A 16,439-nucleotide genomic window follows, 5' to 3' on the forward strand; every position below is an offset into this window, starting at 1 on the left:
ATCAGGCGCCGACGCCCCACCGCGACGCGACTTCCTCGGTCGCGACCGTGCCCACCCGCGGGATCTCGGGTTCGCGAGCGGGTGTGCCGCTGAAACGCGGCGCAGGCATCGGATGCAGGACCCCGCCGACGGTCCGGTACACGCCGCGCTGGGTGTTGTGGGGATCCACCGCGGCTTCGTCGAACGTGAGCACCGGGGTGACACAGGCATCGGTACCGGCGAACACCTTCTCCCATTCGTCACGGGTGCGGCGCTCGATCGCGTCGCCGATGAGCTTGCGCAGGTGCGGCCACGACGCGCGATCGTTCTGGTCGGGCCAGTCGGCGGTGTCGGGGCCGAGGCGCGAGACGAACTCCCGATAGAAGTCGGGTTCGAGTGCACCGACGGCGATGTATCCGCCGTCGGTGCATCGGTAGGTGTCGTAGAACGGTGCTCCGGAGTCGAGGAAGTTCGTCCCCGGATCATCCGAGTAGAGGCCCGCGGCGCGCAGGCCCTGCAACTTGGCGGTCAGGGCCGCGACACCGTCGACCATCGCCGCGTCGATCACCTGCCCCCGCCCCGTGCGCGCGGCGGAGACCAGGGCACACGCGATGCCGTACGCCCCCATGGCGCCGCCGGCCGCGTAATCACCGAGCAGGTTGATCGGCGGGCGCGGCGCACTGTCGGACCTCGCCATGGCGTGCAATACGCCGGACTGCGCCACGTAGTTGATGTCGTGGCCGGCAACCCGTGATCGCGGCCCCGTCTGTCCGTATCCGGTCAGCCGCACGTAGACGAGGCGCTCGTTGCGTGTCATCACCTCGTCCGGTCCGAGCCCGAGCCGTTCGGTCACGCCGGGGCGGTATCCCTCGATGAAAATGTCTGCGGCCTCGGCTAGGCGCAGCACACGCTCGCGTCCGGCCGGATCCTTCAGGTCGACGGCCACCGCGTCGACGCCCCGGTTGACCACGTCGACGTCCTCGGTCAGACCGTCCGTCTGGCTGAGGGCGCGAGCCGACCGGTTCGGTGGCCGCACCACCCGCACCACGTCGGCTCCCATGTCGGCGAGCAGCATCGAGACGTACGGCACCGGGCCCATTCCCGCGAGCACCAGTGCCCGGACTCCAGCCAGCGGACCGGTCATCGTCACACTCCTTCGTCGGTGGGGCTCAGTACGACCGCGGCAGGCCGAGCACCTGCTGCGAGACGTAGTTGCGCACCATCTCCTGCGAGAACGGCGCGTTGCGCAGGAGTCGCACCTCCCTCCACAGCCGCTCGATGTGGTACTCCTTTGCGTACGCGTAGCCGCCCAGCGTCGAGAACACCCGGTCGCACGCTTCGAAGCCGGCCTCGGCACCGAGGTACTTCGCCGCCGCGGCCTCGTGCCCGCACTCCTGCTTGTCGTCGAAGAGTTTCGCGGCGTGCATCGCCATCCGCTCGGCCGCCTCGAGACGGATCCACGAATCCGCGAGCGGATGGGCGACGGCCTGGTTCTGGCCGATCGGGCGATCGAACACCACCCGGTTCTTCGCGTACTCGGTGCCGATCTCGAGGGCCGCGCGACCGAGGCCGATGCCCTCCATCGCGACGACGATGCGTTCAGGGTTGAGTCCGTCGATGATGTAGTAGAAGCCCTTGTCGACCTCGCCGACCACGTCCTCGTCGGCCACAAACAGGTTGTCAATGAACAGTTCGTTGGTGTCGATGGCCGCGCGGCCGAGCTTGTCGATCTCGCGGATCGTGACGTGCTTGCGGTCGAGTTCGGCGAAGAAGATCGTCATCCCGTGCAGCGGCTTGTCGTCGCGCCGCGGCGACGTGCGGGCCAGCAGCAGGATGCGGTGTGCGTTCTGGGCGTTGGTGATGAACACCTTCTGGCCGTTGATGACCCAGCCGCCGTCGACCTTGGTCGCCTTGGTCTTGATGCGCGAGGTGTCCACGCCTGCGGTCGGCTCGGTGATGCCGAACGCGGTGAGCATCTCACCCGAGGCCAGCTTGGGGAGATACTTCTTCTTCATCTCCTCCGAGCCGTACCGGACGATCGGCGCCGGCGGGAAGACGTAGAAGTGGATCGCCGAGCCACCGCTCATGCCGCCACCGGAGGACGCGATCTCGCCCATCATCACCGCGGCCTCCTGGAGGCCAAGACCGATCCCGCCGTACTCCTCCGGGATCATCGCGCCGAGCCAGCCCCCGTCCGCGAACGCCTTGATGAAGTCCCACGGGTATTCGTGCTTGTTGTCCTTGTCGAGCCAGTAGTTGTTGTCGAACTTCCGTGCCAGCTCGCGAGTCGCCTTGCGGACGATGTCGATATTGCTTTCGGTGTCGAAATCTGCCATCTCAATACTCCTAGTCTTCGCCGGCGTACACGGGAATGTCCTCGAGCGGCGTCGCCGGGTCGAGCGACGACATGTCGCCGATCTGGGCACCGATGAACCGCGACCGGATGGCGCGGCGCATGATCTTTCCGTTCTTCGTCTTCGGCAGCGTCGGCACCGCATACACTTCGGGCGCAAACGATTTGCCCGCATTCGCCAGCGCCGTCGCCTGCAGATCTTCGTTGTCGACGCCGTCGGCGCGCAGCACCGCGAACGCCACCGCACGCTGACCGCGCATCTCGTCCGGCACGCCGATCACCGCAACCTCCGTGATCCGGTTGTCCCGCAGCAGGGCCGCCTCGATCTCGGCGGGCCCCACGCGGCGCCCGGAGAGCTTGATCGTGTCGTCCGAGCGGCCGTGGATCCGCCACATGCCGGCATCATCGACGCTCGCGAGGTCCCCGTGCACCCAGACGCCGTCCCAGCGACTCCAATAGGTGTCCAGGTAGCGGTTCCGGTCCTGCCAGAAGGCATGCGTCATCCCGGGGAACGTGTTGAGCACCGCGAGTTCGCCGATCTGGCCGACGACGGGCTTGCCGTCGTCGTCGAGCACGGCCGCATCGACGCCGGGCAGTGGCCCGGTGAACGCCGCGGGTGCGGCGGGAAGGAACGGGTAGCCGACGAGGATACCGCCGCCGACCTCGGTGCCGCCGCTGTAATTGACGATCGCGCGCTCTCGCCCGCCCACCTCGTCGAACAGCCACCACCAGGTCGGCTCGTCCCAAGCCTCCCCGGTGGAGACGAACGTCTTCAGGGTCGGCATCGCCGGAGCGCTGCCGTCACCCGCCGCCTTGAGTGCGCGTGCCGCCGTCGGTGCGATGCCCTGCACGGTGACGCCGTTACGGTTCACGATCTCCCACATCCGATTCGGTGTGGGATGGGTCGGCAGGCCCTCGATCATCACGATGGTCGCGCCGAGCTGCAGCGGACCGGTCATGAGCATCGGGCCCACGAGCCAACCGAGGTCGGTGATCCAGGAGACCACGTCGTCGGCGTGTACGTCGAAGCCATAGGCGAAGTCGACCGCAGTCTTGGCCGCGAAACCGCCGTGCGAGTGCACAATTCCCTTCGGCCTGCCCGTGGTGCCGGACGTGTAGACGATGGCCAGCGGGTCGTTCGACTCGGTCTCGGCGGTCGGCACCGGCTCCGGATCGGCAGCCAGTTCGTCGTAATAGACGTCGCGACCTTCCTGCATCGGCACGTCGGTTCCCAGGTGCCGGACCACCACGACGGAGCGCACCGTCGGTGCCTGCGCGAGTGCGGCGTCTGCGGTCGCCTTCATCTCCACGACCTTGTCGCGGCGCGTCGTGCCGTCGGCGGTCACCAGAAGGACGGCGTCCGAATCCTGTAGTCGCGTGGCCAGGGCGTCTGGCGCATATCCACTGAACGTGGGCACCGCGACCGCGCCGATCATCGCGATCGCGAGGAAGGCCACGGCGGCCTCGGGCACGACCGGCATGAACAACACCACCCGATCACCGCGGCGCACTCCCAGGCCCGCGAGGTGCGCCGCGAACCGGCTCACCTCCGCCGCGAGTTCTGCGAAGGTCAGCGTGCGCCGCGCTCCCCCGTCGCCCTCGTAGACAACCGCGGTCTTGCCGGCGAGGTCACCGCGGGCGTGCCGGAGGGCCGCCAGTTCAGCCACGTTGATCCGGCCACCCGGGAACCATCTCGGGAATTCCTTGCCCTCGGACTCGTCGAGAACCCGGTCGAACGGCACCGAGAACTCGAGGTCGAGGTCGGCGAGCGCCTCGCGCCAGAACCACTCGGGATCGGCGACGGCGCGACGGCCCAGCTCGGCGACGGCGGCGGCATCGTCGCCGAAGCCCCAGCTCTTCATCGCCGCGAGCAGCCTCGCGCGCTCGCGCACCGCGGGGCCGGGAACCCAGGCCATCTCCTCGGGCCGGCTACTGATGCCCATTTCCGTCTTCTCCTCGTCTGGGATTGTCGGTCGTCCGGTCGGGGTGTGCGATCAGGCCTGCTCGTCGGCCGACTTCTTGAGCATCAGGCCGACGCGGGTGGCGTCGCACACGATCTCGTCGCGCTGGTTGATGCCGTAGTGGCGGAAGGTGACGATGCCGGAGTCATTGCGGCTCTTCGATTCCCGGGCCGACACGATCTCGGTGCGCACGTGGATGGTGTCACCGTGGAACACCGGCTTCGGGAACTTGATCGAGTCGAAGCCGAGGTTGCCGAGGGTGGTCCCGTACGTGGTGTCGTGCATCGAGATACCGGCAACGAGACCGAGGAGGAACAGGCTGTTCACCAGACGCTGCCCGTGGATGGAGTTCTTGCTGTACTCCGCATCCAGGTGTAATGGCGCCATGTTCAAGGTCATCGTGCTGAACATGACGTTGTCGGTTTCGGTCACGGTGCGGCGCACCTCGTGATCGATGACCATTCCCGGTGCGAATTCCTCGAAGTACAGACCCGGCATGTGACGTCCTCTCTCTCGAGCGACCGACGAGTAGGACCGCCGGTCGCTGCAGTGCGTATCCTGACAATAGAAGAAATATATTATGCACGCAACTGCCGATGTTTTGTGCCTGATGTATTCGCAACCTGTTAACTGGATGAATCGTATATGATGTACAACACAGAAGGTTGATGGCGTGATCTCGACAACAAGATTGAAGGACACCCTTACGTGAACAACACTGAAGAACACCTCGTGGCTGACCCCGTGCCCACGAAAGTCCCTCGGTCCGAACCGGCAACCGAACCGCGCAAGCTGACGGCGTGGGGCATCACGGGAATGCTCGTGGTGCTCTACCTGATGAACGCATCCGACAAGGCGGTGTTCGGCCTCATCGCCCAACCGCTCAGCGAGGACCTCGGGCTCAGCGCGTCACAGATCGGCTTCACCGGCAGCATGTTCTTCCTCGCGTTCAGCTTCGGCGGCTTCTTCGCGGGACCGATCAACAAGGTCCTCGCCCTCCGGTGGTCCATCGCGATCATCGCCGTGCTGTGGGGCGCCGTCATGCTGCCGCTCGTCGTGTGGTCGACGTTCGCCGTGCTACTCGCGAGCCGGATGCTTCTCGGCCTCACGGAGGGCCCGACGTCCGCGTTGCTGCACACCGCCGCCTACTCATGGCATGCGCCCGCGAAGCGGGGACTACCGAGCGCACTCATCATCAGCGGAAGCATGCTCGCCAAGATGGCCGTCGTCCCGATCCTCGCGCTCGTGGTGGCCGAGTACGGGTGGCGGGCAGCCATCATCGTGCTGGCGTTCGCGACGACGCTGTGGTGCATCCCGTGGCTGCTGACCTGGCGTCCCGGCCCGTACACCGTGGGTGGCAAGCACACATCCATGGAGACGACCACCGACAGCGAGCCTCCGGTCGCCTGGAAGCGCCTGCTCACCTCTAAGACCTTCGTGTCCGCCGTCCTTGTCGCAATGAGCGCCTACGCGCTCATGACCGTTGTGCTCACCTGGTTGCCTTCGTACTTCGAGCAGGGATTGGGATACTCCCGCCTCGAGTCGGGCACGTTGTTCGCCGCGCCGAGCTTCGTCGGGCTCGCGACGCTCGTCGGCGGATCCTGGCTGAGCGATCGCGGGATCAGCCGTGGCCTGTCGATCCGCCTGGTCCGCGTGGTCGTGCCGTGCGTCGGCGTCATCGTCGCCGGCGTGCTGCTGGTGAGCCTGCCGGCCCTGGGGTCTCCACTCCTCGCGGTGTGCGCCGTGTCGGTCGCGTACGGGCTGGTTGTCGCGATATTCCCGCTGCTCAATGCTGCCGTGATCGCGACGTGCCCGCCGCGCCAAACCGCCGGTGTCATCGCAGCCTTCTTCGCGATCCAGGCAATCGGAGGGATCATCGGGCCGTGGTCGATGGGTATCGTCGTCGACGCCTCGGCTACGAAGATCGACGGGTACCAGGCGGCATTCCAATGCCTGGGCATCGTGGGTGCCGTCGTCGCGGTTCTCGCGCTGATTCTCGCCGACCCGGCGCGCGATCGCGAGCGCCTCCGCGTCTCCCGCTGACCCGCAGGCTAACCACTGCGTAACTTACGCAGTGTGCCCAGCACTTCTGGCAACCGCCAGCAGTGCTGGGCACAAACGACTGCTTTCCAAGCCGTGATCGCTCGGGACGGTTGACCCATTCCGACGGGTAATATATTATGTTTTCGAGTCCGACACTGGCAAAGACATCTCACGTTTAACGATCGGAGCGTGCCCAGTTGCCTGCATCGCGCGCTGCCCCGGATGTCAGCCCTGAAGAATGGCGACTGCGCGCACGTTGCCGCGGCATGGACATCACCGTCTTCTACCTCGAGGACGACACCGCGAAGCCCCAACCGCAGCGCCTGCGCACGGCGAAGGATATTTGTCGACGGTGCCCGGTGATCAATGAATGCCGCCAGTACGCCATCCATTTCGGCGAACAACACGGAGTGTGGGGCGGATTGACTCCGCGCGAACTCGGCGCTGCCAGAAAATGGAGCCGCTGGCAGAGGAAGCCGGGGTAACGCTGTAACGCGTGCCGACACAGAAACTGCGCCACTCCGCCACCCTTGCCGGTGCAGTCTCCGGCAAGGGTGGCGGAGTGGTTCGATCGGTTCAGTCTGCGGGGTTGGACCGCAATCGGTTCAGGATCGTCGCGATGTCGTCGATGTGCTCGAGGTCGTACACGGCTTCGATGACGACCTCCGGGCTGCGTCGTCTACTATTCCGTCGACGTTGTGGGCAGCGTGACGATCAGTTCGTCGTCGGTCATGTACGCGACCGAGTCGGGGGAAGGACTGCCGTTGGCGTAGCCGCGTTCGCAGGAGGACGGTGCCGCGGGTGCAGACCTCGAAGCGTCAGCGGGGCGCTCCGGGCTGGACCCACCACCCGCCAATGAACATTTGTCGTACCTACCTCCGCCACAGCTGGCTTCCAAACATGCCGTGGCGGGTAGGCGATCATCGCCGTCCTGCCTTCGCCGGTACCGCTGCTGGAGGTAGCGGCCACCGGAGTGCCTATGGCAACCGGCAATACGGTATTCGACCGGAATCCCCCAGTCGGTTCATCGAGCGCCGTCCTCTTTCGGCAGTGGAGCCGATGGGTCGAGTCGAGGTGTTGGTGATGACGCGAGTGCTCGAGGATTCCATAAGTCGGGAGATGATCTCCGTCGATCCGCACATGGCATCGTGGACCGCAGCGGCAGTGGACGTCTCGCCGCGGCCGGCCTCCAAAGCTTCGGCAGTGGAGTAATCCTGTACTCAGCCCGGTTCCGCGGTCAACTCAGGCTGTTGCAGAGGTGCGCGGCGCGGCGTCCGTCGCCTCAGTCGGCGGGGTGTCGATCGTCCGGTCCCGCTGCACCAGCGCGAGCACTCCCACCAATGCGGCACCAGCGATCGAGGGCACCATGAACGCTATTAGGCCGCCTCGCGGGGTCGCGAATATCGCCCCGAGCTGAGGGCCCAGGATCGCCCCGAGACGACCGATGCCCAGTGTGAATCCGATCGCGGAGCTGCGGCTAGATGCGGGGTAATGCGCGGCAATCACTCCATACATCAGTGTGCTGGTACCGATGGTGCCCACCCCGGCGAAGAACGCAGCAATGAAGATGCCGACCACACCCAACTCGGTACCGTAGGCCAGCGCGCCCAGCGCCGCCGCACCCAGTAGGAAATACGGCACGATGGTCTGCGTCGCGCCGCCGCGGTCGATCAGGATCGCGCCGATGATCGTGCCCACCGCCGCGCCGATCTGCAGCATCATCAGCGCCAGGATGCCCTGCATACCGCCGAAACCCATCTCCTTGGTCATGCTGGGCAGCCAGGTGTTGGGGCCATAGCTCAGCACCTGGGTGCAGAACATGATCAGCGTGAAGATCACCGTCGCCACCAGGTATTTGCGCGAGAGCAGGAGCCGATAGCTACCGCCTGCGTCCGTCTCCTCATGGGCGCGTTGCTCGGCCACGATCCGATCGAAATCCATTCCGAACCGGTGCGCGATTGCGGCCGCCTCGATGTCGCGACCGCGCGCGATCAGGAAGCTAGGCGACTCGGGTAGCCGCCGCCACATGAACGGGATCACCAGCAGGAACGTCGCCGCGAGTCCGTACATGACCCGCCAGCTCTCGTCCGGAGGGTTCGAGGCCTTGATCGCCTCGGCGCCGGGGATAATCGCCAGCGCGACCACCGTGGTGAGAATCCCGCCTACCGCGTAGCCGGTCAGCGTGATGCCGTTGAACAGCTGCCGCCGACCCGGCGGCGCGAACTCGTTCGCCAGCGCTACCGCCGACGGAACTACTGCGCCCAACCCGAGTCCTGCGAGTACGCGGGCGACTCCGAAGGTGGTGAAGTTCGGGGCGAGGGCGCACAGCGTGCACAACACCGAGAACCATGAGCCGCCAGCGATCAGCACGATGCGGCGGCCGTACCGGTCAGCCAATGGACCAGCGACAAGGAAGCCCACCATCAGGCCCGCGAGCGTCATGCTGTGAACATTGGCCAGCGCCGCCTTACTCAGGCCCCACTGTTGCATCAGCGACGGCAGGGTGGCGCCGAAGATAATTAGGTCGAACCCGTCGGCGAGGATCGTAATGAAGCAGATCGCGAGCACCATGAGGCCGCTCTGCTGTGACCGAGATTTGTTCATGGCTTCCTTCGAATGGATTGAGCCGGATGAGCCGCGTCATAGTTAACGCCATATGTGACGATCGAAGCGCAATGTACAGTATTTAATATTCGTAACTCTCGCTTATGTAGGGCTCTCGCTTATGTCCCGGTCAGTCGCCTGCCACCTCACGGCCATCCTCGGTGTTCGTCGAGTAGATCGGGTCCGCTTCCGCACGAAGCGCGGTGGACACGTGCTCGACCGAAGCGAGCGGCCAGAGAACGGGATCCGCGTCGACCGGGGCGCCGATCGTGAGACCGCCGTGGAATGCATCGGAGACGTCCGTGTTCTCGTCGAGGTCCGCCCGCGGTACGAAGGTCGGCGGGTGATCGGCCGCAGGCCTACCCAATGTCGTGGGGCCAACAGCGACGACGGCACGACATCTACCGCCTTCGGCATACATCAATATAGTTGGGGTGCGGCACAGTCGACACCGACGATCAGAATTCGATTACCGCCTTTCCGCCGGTTTGCAGGTCGAAGTTTCGGTACGCGTCCACCGCGTCGTCCAGCCGCCAGTGGTCGGTGAATACTTTGTCGACCTCGACTTCATGTCGCGCAATGAATTTCGCACAGTCGGCCTGGCCCACCGTGGAGAAGGTGTACGAGCCCATGATGGTCAGCTGCTTCCGAATCATGTCAGGGCTGACCTCCAGGGTAACCGTGCTACCTTCGCCGACGAACGCAACGCTGCCCCACTTCGCGGTGGACTTGACGGCCGCCGCGCGCGCGGCGGGCGCCCCCGAGCAGTCCAACGCCTTGACCACACCCTTGCCGCGTGTGAGTTCCTTGATCGCCACGACCGGGTCGGTCTCGGCCGAGTTGATGGTGTGCACCGCACCAAACTCCCGTGCCCGGGCCACCCGCTCGGCCGCAACGTCCACCGCGATCACCTCGGCGCCCATGGCGGTGGCGAGTTGCACAGCCGCCTGGCCGACCGGCCCCTGCCCGAATACCGCCAGCGAATCCTTCGCGTTCACGTTCAACCTCACCAGCGCCCCGAAGGCGGTACCGGTGCCGCACGAAATCGCCGCGCCAGCCGCGAAACTCAGCTCATCGGGCAGCCGGACCAGGGTGCGAGCGGGCACCTTGATGTAGTCCGCGTGCCCGCCGTGGGCGGTCGCGCCGTAGATCACGTTGCCGCGATCGCACAGTTGAGGCCAGCCGGTGCGGCAATTGTCACAGAACCCGCACCCGTCGTAGTGGTGCACCATCATCCGGTCACCGATACGGATCACGCTCGGATCGATGGCGGCACCGACCTCGACGACCACCCCGCACGGTTCGTGTCCCCCGATGAATCCGGCGTCGTCACCAACCATGCCGAACGCGGCAAGCGCCTGCCCAGCGGGCGCCCGGTAGAAATGCAGGTCGCTGCCGCACATCCCGGACGCCTTCATCTCGAGCACCACCTCGTCGGGGCCGGGGTGGGGATCCGGGAAGTCCTGGATCTCGAGCACCCGCTCGCCCTTGAAGATCACTCCACGCATCTGGCACTCCTTTGATTTCTGTAATCGTTTGGTTTTTGTAACCGAATGTGATTGCCGGACTACCGCTAATGCGCGGCGGCGAACATCAGGCTCTCCTCGTCGGCCTCGTCCGGGGAGAATTCCGCCGCAATGCTGCCCCCGCGGGCGACTAGCACACGATCCGAGAGGGCCTGGATCTCTGGGATGTATGACGAGATCACAATCACGGCAACACCTTCGTCAGCGAGGGCGCGGATCATGGCGTGAATCTCGGGGATGGTACCCAGGTCCACACCGCGGGTGGGCTCGTCGATGATCGCCACCCGCGGCTTGCGCGTCAGCCCCTTGGCCAACACGACTTTCTGCTGGTTCCCGCCGGAGAGCTCCTCCACCACAGCCTTGCTCGGAGCCAGGGTCCGGACTTCGAACTGCTCAACAAATTTCTTCGCGATCGCCCGGCCCATCCTGGGACGGAACAGCAGCGGCAGACGCAGCGCGCTGCACAAATGCCCGAGGAAGATGTTTTCCGAGATGGTCAGGTGACCGAAGAAGCCCGATGCCTTCCGATCCTCGGTGATGTACACGATCCCAGCTTTCCGAGCATGTCGTGGGGTGCGGAAACGGACCCGCTCCCCACCCAGCCACACCGTGCCGCCACGCATGTGCCGACGCTTGACCACACCGCTGATGATCTGTGCGACCTCCGAACGCCCTGCCCCCACCAGCCCGTACAAGCCGAGGATCTCGCCGCCGTAGGCGGAGAAGGACATGTTGCGAACTGCCGGCAGCAGGGTGAGATCCTCGACCTGGAGGGAAGGAAAGATGTCCGGCCTCCGGCTCGACGACTTTCGGCCCATCTCGACGGTGCGGCCGACCATCATCTTCACCACCCGGTCGTGACCGAACTCTGAGCGATTCAAGGTGCCCTGGACCACCCCGTCCCGCAGGACGGTAATCCGGTCCGCCTGCTCGAATGCCTCATCCAACATGTGGGTGATGAAAACGACTCCGATGCCGCGCCGACGAAGACTCTGCATCGACATGAACAACTGCAAGCGCTCCTCCGGGGTCACCGATGCGGTGGGCTCGTCCAGGATCACCACTTTGGCATTGCGGTGCACGGCCCGCGCGATCTCCACCATCTGTTTTTGCCCGATGCCCAGCGCACCGGCCTCGGCATCCGGCCGGATGTGGAAGTTGTGCGATTCGAGCAGTTCGCGGGCGACCACATTCAGAGTCCCGAAGTCGTTGAATGCCCGCTCGTCCCCGAGGAACAGATTTTGCGCCACTGTCATGGATTCGACGAGCGAACCCTCCTGGTAGACCATCGCCACCCCGGCCTCGGTGGAGTCCCGCGGCGCGGCGAAGCGCCGCTCTGCACCCTCGACTTCGAGAGTGCCCGCATCTTGGGTGATGGCTCCCGAGATGATCTTCACCATCGTGGACTTGCCGGCGCCGTTCTCTCCCAGCAGCGCGTGGATCTCACCAGGGCGCACGTCGAAGTCGACACCCTGAACTGCGAAGGTTCCGCCATAGCGCTTGCTGACACCGGTCAATCGGATGACTGGGGTGATGTCGAGGCCAGTGCTGTGCTCGGTCATGAGTGCACCTCCTGTGCAATCTCGTCGGTGTGCAGTCGCAGAACTGAGCCGTGACCGTGCAATGCGGTCACGATCCGGCCGTCAGCGACGGCCACGCCGGTGACTCCGTGCCGGGGACTGTCCACCCGGGCATGTGCGCTCTCCGCGATGCGCCCGGTGTCGTCGAGCCGGAACACCACGCCACAGGACCTGGCGGGCGCCCAGCTCTTGACCTGGCCGAGCACCCGCAGCTGCCCCATCTGCATCGCTTCGGTAAACAGATTCCCGCCGCGCAACTGCGGGACGAACCACTCCTCCCGATCGATCGTTTCGACCATCTCCGACAGCAGTGGCCGCTCATCGAGGAGCATCTCGGTGATCCGGTTCCGCGGGTACGGCGCCACCACCCAGTGGCCATCCGGCACGGCGACGATTCGTCCGGGGTACACCGGTAGGTTGGTCGCTACGGATTGGACTGGCTCGCTCGGATCGCTCAGCGACCGGATCTCCAGGCGGTGAGTCAGGCTCATTGCCACGATCACCTGACCATCGCCGCTGGGGGCGATCCCTGATGGCCAGGCCAACCCCTCGGCGACCACTGAGGCGGCACCGTCTCGTACCCGCACGATCCGTCCCGACGCGTCGCCGGCGAGCAAGGCGCGCGCCCAATCGCCGCGCACATCGGCGGTAGTGGATCCGACTGTGACCAGCAGGTCTCCTCCGGGTACGGCGGTCATCGCGGTGACACCGCGCGCGACCGCTAGGTCGGCACACAGCGAGGTCACCGCTCCGCGCGCGTCGACCGCGACCAGACCGGTGCCTTCGACGGCCGCGACCACCGCGTTCCCGACCGTCGTGACGGCGGCGATGCGCGCGGCACACCGTGCGATCATGCGGATACCGTCTCGCTCCAAACGCAGTAGTTCACATCCGCTGGAAAGTACGACGGTGCCGTCCGCGATAACCGTGATGTCGTCCGGAGTGTGCACACCGGCGGCAAGCAGCTCCTCGGCCTCGTCCAGGCGCAGGTTCGGGCGGAGGCCGGTCTCCATCCGGGGCACAGAGCGATGCCGCACCTTGTCCGGATTGATCCATTCTTTGATGGTGTCCAGGACCGAACTCATGAGCCCACCTCCGCGGCGGTCCGGGTGCCGAAGGTGCCGGGCACCAGATTGGTGTCGATAGTGCCGATCTCGTCGGGGTCGAGCGCGAGTCGGCCCAACCGATTGTTCGAGACGCCGGCGAAGTAGAGGTAGCCATCCCGCTCGGTCGCGGCTGTCACCATCGGATAGTTCTTCAGGCTCTTGTCCCACTTGACGGCAATGATTTCTCCTTTGTCGGAGAACTTGATGATGCAGGAGACGTTGAGCTGCGGCACCATCCAGTTGTCCAGCGAGACCTCGCGCGTCATCCGCCGCCGCACCTGCGGATAGCGGTTGAGTAGATCCGACATCGGAGTCCGCAACGCGACCAGCGGCATCCAGTAGTTTCCGTCCGACGAGCGGTGGATGTTGTCCGGATAGCCCGGCAGATTCTCCAGCACCGGCTCGAGCACGCCCTCCTTCGGTCCGGAGATCCACAGCCGATCGACCCGGCACAACCCCGTGCTGGAGACGAGGATCGATTGGCCGTCGTGCGCGGTGCACACACCGTTCGGGAACACAAAGTTCGTGGCGACGACCTCCGCCTTCCCGTTCGGAGCGATTTTGATCAGCCGGCCGTTCGGGCGGAACTCCACCAGTTCCAGGAGGAAGTCGGTGGAATTGTTACGGATAGAAAAGTCCGAGGCGTAGATCGATCCGTCGGGTGCCACGTCCAGGTCGTCGACAGCGCGCAGACCGGAGTCGTCAACCAACGACAGCGGGCTCCGTGCGACTCGGTTCGCCACCATCTGCGGCTCCCCGTCGGCGTCGATGCGATAAACGCCCATGCCGCCGACCGCCACCAGCATCCGCCCCTCCCGGTCCCATGCGTGCCCGCAAGGGAATCCTCCAGTGCGCGAGAAGATCTCGCCCTCGGTATCGTCGGGTCCCCGGAAGCGCCATACCCAGCCGCGCTGGTCACCCGCGTAGATGTTGCCCTCGGGGTCGACGGCACACGCCTCGGCGCCCCGGATCTTGCCAAGTCCCACAGGCGGTGCGTCGGTCAACGCGTTGTTCGGGGTCCAGACGGTGCCTGGCGCCGTAACATCGGTCAGCGGACCGAGCCGCACGCGCGCGGGATCGATCTTGAGCTTCTCCACCGCACGTCGGCGGTACTTTCCCCACTGCAGGTCGAGGATGGTGAAGGCGAGCAGCGCTGCGGCGAGGATCACCGTGTAGTAGTTGAAGTCGAGTCCTTCGGCGATGGTTGCCTGCCGGATGACGGCCACGACGATGACGCCGACGGTGGCACGCAGGACCGACCCGCGACCGCCCTTGAGGCTGACACCGCCTAGTACAACGGCGGTCAGCACGATGAGCTCCCAACCGCGTCCGATCGCCGCATCGGTGCGACTGAGCCGGGCCGTGGTCAGGATGGCCGCGCTGCCCGCCATCGACCCGGAAAGCACATAGGCCCAGAACGTCACGGCGCGCACGGGGATGCCGTTGCGGCGGGCGGACCGGCGGTCGGATCCGGTGGCGGTGACCCACCATCCCCAGCGCGAACGAGTGAGCATCACGTGCGCGACCACGAGCACGCACAGGAACGTGAACCACGCTGTCGGGATGCCAACGATCTTGCCGTAGGGGATGGCGTCCCATACCAGCGCCGGGCGTGCGATCCCGATCTGGGTGGTATGCGCGTTCTGCAGGGCCACTGCTGCACCACCGAATGCAATGAGCGTTACCAGGGTGGTGATGAACGGCCGCATACGCAGGAAGGCGATGAGATACCCATTGACCGAACCGAGCAACGCACCGAGAACCACGGTCGCAGGGATTACCCATCCCGGCGGCCAGTACCAGACCCGGTCGGAGATCAATGCGAACATCGAGCACAGACCGACTATGGACCCGATGGAAAGATCGATGCCGCCGGCGACCAGCACCACCGTCAGACCGATGGCGAGCAATCCCCATTCGGCGACGTCGTCGATGGCGAGCGGTGCGTTCGCGGTGCCCACATCCGTCGTGGCGATCACTACGAAACACAGCGACAGTGCCAGCACCAACGGCACTGCGCCCTCCATCCAGCGTTTCTCGAACAGATCGGATACGGTGCGGTACCGGGCGATCCGATCGGAGACCCGGCCCCCGGTCATCCGGTAGGCGTCGATTCCCCGGCGAAGCGGGTTGGGTCCGCGGCGAAGCGTGGTCGTCGTCATTCGTCGACTCCTAGTTGGACCGGTAGCAGGCGATGGTCGTCTCGTCGGCGGTCTTGCCGTCCACCACGTGGTACGAGACGTAGCCCACGTCGTGGCGGCTCCCCGCGGGCGCACCGTTGATCAGGAGGTTCTGCACCGCCACCGCGCCTGCAGCCCCGATGCCCTGAACGTCGTACGCCGCTGTGGCGGTAACCGTGCCGCGTCTGAGTTCCTCGCAGGTCGCCGAGTTCGCATCCAGGGTGTAAACCCCGATCGCGGTGGGTTGAATCTGCCTGCGGCTCTCGGCGGCCTTCACTGTCTGCCCGACTGACACCGCGTTCAGGTCGAAGGTGACCAGGAAGCCGCACAGATCGTTGCCGTTCTGCTGCATCGCCGCCTCGGCCGCTGCCTGCGCCTTGGAATTGTCGAACTGCGAATGGCTGATCTGTACCTCGTAGCCCTCGTGCTCGGCGACATCCTTGATCCCGGCGTTCCACAGCAGGGACGCCGGATCGTTGCCCATGCCGTCGATGATCGACAGCTTCTTGGTGGTGCCGCGGGCATTACAATCCGCCACGGCCCGCTTGGTGATCGCCTGGGCTGCGCCGTATACGTCGACGCCGACGAACGCGTCGCTGAGCCGGGTGGACATCATGTTCAAGACCACGGTGTAAATGCCCGCCTGCGCTGCACGTTCAATGACGTTGTCCAACAGTCCCTGCGCCGAACTCTGCAGCACCATTACATCGGCCTGTTTCCGCGCGATGATGTCGTTCAGGATCGCCAGCATGCGATCGGGGTCGAAGTTCGGATCGTGGATGGTGACCTGGGCTCCGGAGGCCTCGAGCGAGCGTGTGAGCGACGTGCCCCAGTTTTCGGTGAGCTGATACCCCTTGTAGAGCATCGGAACGAATGCGACCCGTTTGCCCTGCATGATGTCCTGCACTTTCTGCCGCGCCGGAAGCAACTCGACGTTGGCGCTGAAGCCCTGCCCGTCACCTCGCTCACCGCCGGTTCCGGCCCCGGCACCGGTGTTCACTGTGCAGCCGGCGATCATGCCGGCTGTGAGCAGCACCGCACTGACAGCTGTCCACTTTCTGTGTGATGACATGTGGTTCTCCTACGTTGGGATGATGTTCGGGGAGC

At 65.3% G+C, this 16,439-nt stretch carries 13 protein-coding genes; 2 read left to right on the plus strand and 11 right to left on the minus strand.

Annotated features, from left to right (window positions below; genetic code table 11):
* Position 1 precedes the first annotated feature (1 nt).
* From CBI38_RS16565 to CBI38_RS16580, 4 genes are read right to left on the minus strand one after another with little or no spacing between them, the layout of a single operon-like run.
* Complete coding sequence (locus CBI38_RS16565; protein ID WP_109330433.1) at positions 2-1,123, minus strand: CaiB/BaiF CoA transferase family protein; 1,122 nt, start codon at positions 1,121-1,123, stop codon at positions 2-4.
* 25 nt (positions 1,124-1,148) lie between these two features.
* Positions 1,149-2,315 carry an acyl-CoA dehydrogenase family protein gene (locus CBI38_RS16570; RefSeq protein ID WP_109330435.1) on the minus strand — a complete coding sequence of 389 codons (1,167 nt, stop codon included), beginning with the start codon at positions 2,313-2,315 and terminating at the stop codon, positions 1,149-1,151.
* 10 nt (positions 2,316-2,325) lie between these two features.
* Positions 2,326-4,275 carry an AMP-binding protein gene (locus tag CBI38_RS16575; protein WP_109330437.1) on the minus strand — a complete coding sequence of 650 codons (1,950 nt, stop codon included), beginning with the start codon at positions 4,273-4,275 and terminating at the stop codon, positions 2,326-2,328.
* A 51-nt stretch (positions 4,276-4,326) separates the two neighbouring features.
* Positions 4,327-5,022: a MaoC family dehydratase gene (locus CBI38_RS16580; RefSeq protein ID WP_335743599.1), complete on the minus strand. Its 696-nt coding sequence runs from the start codon at positions 5,020-5,022 to the stop codon at positions 4,327-4,329.
* Here CBI38_RS16580 and CBI38_RS16585 point away from each other — a divergent pair.
* Both CBI38_RS16585 and CBI38_RS16590 read left to right on the plus strand, forming a co-directional pair.
* Positions 5,002-6,336 (plus strand): MFS transporter, encoded by a 1,335-nt coding sequence (locus tag CBI38_RS16585; RefSeq protein ID WP_109330440.1) that lies wholly within the window; start codon positions 5,002-5,004, stop codon positions 6,334-6,336. The two genes, CBI38_RS16580 and CBI38_RS16585, sit on opposite strands and share 21 nt — an antisense overlap.
* Before the next feature lie 197 nt (positions 6,337-6,533).
* Positions 6,534-6,821, plus strand: a complete 288-nt coding sequence (locus tag CBI38_RS16590) for a WhiB family transcriptional regulator (RefSeq protein WP_109330442.1) — start codon at positions 6,534-6,536, stop codon at positions 6,819-6,821.
* A 757-nt stretch (positions 6,822-7,578) separates the two neighbouring features.
* Here the strand turns inward: CBI38_RS16590 and CBI38_RS16595 are convergent.
* The 7 genes from CBI38_RS16595 to CBI38_RS16625 form a co-directional block, all read right to left on the minus strand.
* Entirely contained in the window at positions 7,579-8,940 is a 1,362-nt protein-coding gene (locus tag CBI38_RS16595) for an MFS transporter (RefSeq protein WP_109330444.1), read from the minus strand.
* A 130-nt stretch (positions 8,941-9,070) separates the two neighbouring features.
* Positions 9,071-9,307, minus strand: a complete 237-nt coding sequence (locus tag CBI38_RS16600; protein WP_109330446.1) for a hypothetical protein — start codon at positions 9,305-9,307, stop codon at positions 9,071-9,073.
* A gap of 91 nt (positions 9,308-9,398) precedes the next feature.
* Positions 9,399-10,448: a zinc-dependent alcohol dehydrogenase family protein gene (locus CBI38_RS16605; RefSeq protein ID WP_109330448.1), complete on the minus strand. Its 1,050-nt coding sequence runs from the start codon at positions 10,446-10,448 to the stop codon at positions 9,399-9,401.
* Positions 10,449-10,513: 65 nt separating this feature from the next.
* Positions 10,514-12,028 (minus strand): sugar ABC transporter ATP-binding protein, encoded by a 1,515-nt coding sequence (locus CBI38_RS16610; protein WP_109330450.1) that lies wholly within the window; start codon positions 12,026-12,028, stop codon positions 10,514-10,516.
* Entirely contained in the window at positions 12,025-13,131 is a 1,107-nt protein-coding gene (locus CBI38_RS16615) for a hypothetical protein (protein WP_109330452.1), read from the minus strand. Before CBI38_RS16615 ends, CBI38_RS16610 begins: the two co-directional genes overlap by 4 nt.
* Complete coding sequence (locus tag CBI38_RS16620; RefSeq protein WP_109330454.1) at positions 13,128-15,314, minus strand: ABC transporter permease; 2,187 nt, start codon at positions 15,312-15,314, stop codon at positions 13,128-13,130. The genes CBI38_RS16615 and CBI38_RS16620 overlap by 4 nt, the downstream gene beginning before the upstream one ends.
* 10 nt (positions 15,315-15,324) lie before the next feature.
* Positions 15,325-16,404 (minus strand): sugar ABC transporter substrate-binding protein, encoded by a 1,080-nt coding sequence (locus CBI38_RS16625; RefSeq protein ID WP_109330455.1) that lies wholly within the window; start codon positions 16,402-16,404, stop codon positions 15,325-15,327.
* Positions 16,405-16,439: the final 35 nt, after the last annotated feature.

It is taken from the genome of Rhodococcus oxybenzonivorans (assembly GCF_003130705.1).
GTDB lineage: Bacteria > Actinomycetota > Actinomycetes > Mycobacteriales > Mycobacteriaceae > Rhodococcus_F > Rhodococcus_F oxybenzonivorans.

Bases quoted from the DNA above. Each gene is read 5' to 3' on its own strand.
- CBI38_RS16565 (WP_109330433.1), bottom strand. From the start codon at position 1,123: ATGACCGGTCCGCTGGCTGGAGTCCGGGCACTGGTGCTCGCGGGAATG.
- CBI38_RS16570 (WP_109330435.1), bottom strand. From the start codon at position 2,315: ATGGCAGATTTCGACACCGAAAGCAATATCGACATCGTCCGCAAGGCG.
- CBI38_RS16575 (WP_109330437.1), bottom strand. From the start codon at position 4,275: ATGGGCATCAGTAGCCGGCCCGAGGAGATGGCCTGGGTTCCCGGCCCC.
- CBI38_RS16595 (WP_109330444.1), bottom strand. From the start codon at position 8,940: ATGAACAAATCTCGGTCACAGCAGAGCGGCCTCATGGTGCTCGCGATC.
- CBI38_RS16605 (WP_109330448.1), bottom strand. From the start codon at position 10,448: ATGCGTGGAGTGATCTTCAAGGGCGAGCGGGTGCTCGAGATCCAGGAC.
- CBI38_RS16610 (WP_109330450.1), bottom strand. From the start codon at position 12,028: ATGACCGAGCACAGCACTGGCCTCGACATCACCCCAGTCATCCGATTG.
- CBI38_RS16615 (WP_109330452.1), bottom strand. From the start codon at position 13,131: ATGAGTTCGGTCCTGGACACCATCAAAGAATGGATCAATCCGGACAAG.
- CBI38_RS16620 (WP_109330454.1), bottom strand. From the start codon at position 15,314: ATGACGACGACCACGCTTCGCCGCGGACCCAACCCGCTTCGCCGGGGA.
- CBI38_RS16625 (WP_109330455.1), bottom strand. From the start codon at position 16,404: ATGTCATCACACAGAAAGTGGACAGCTGTCAGTGCGGTGCTGCTCACA.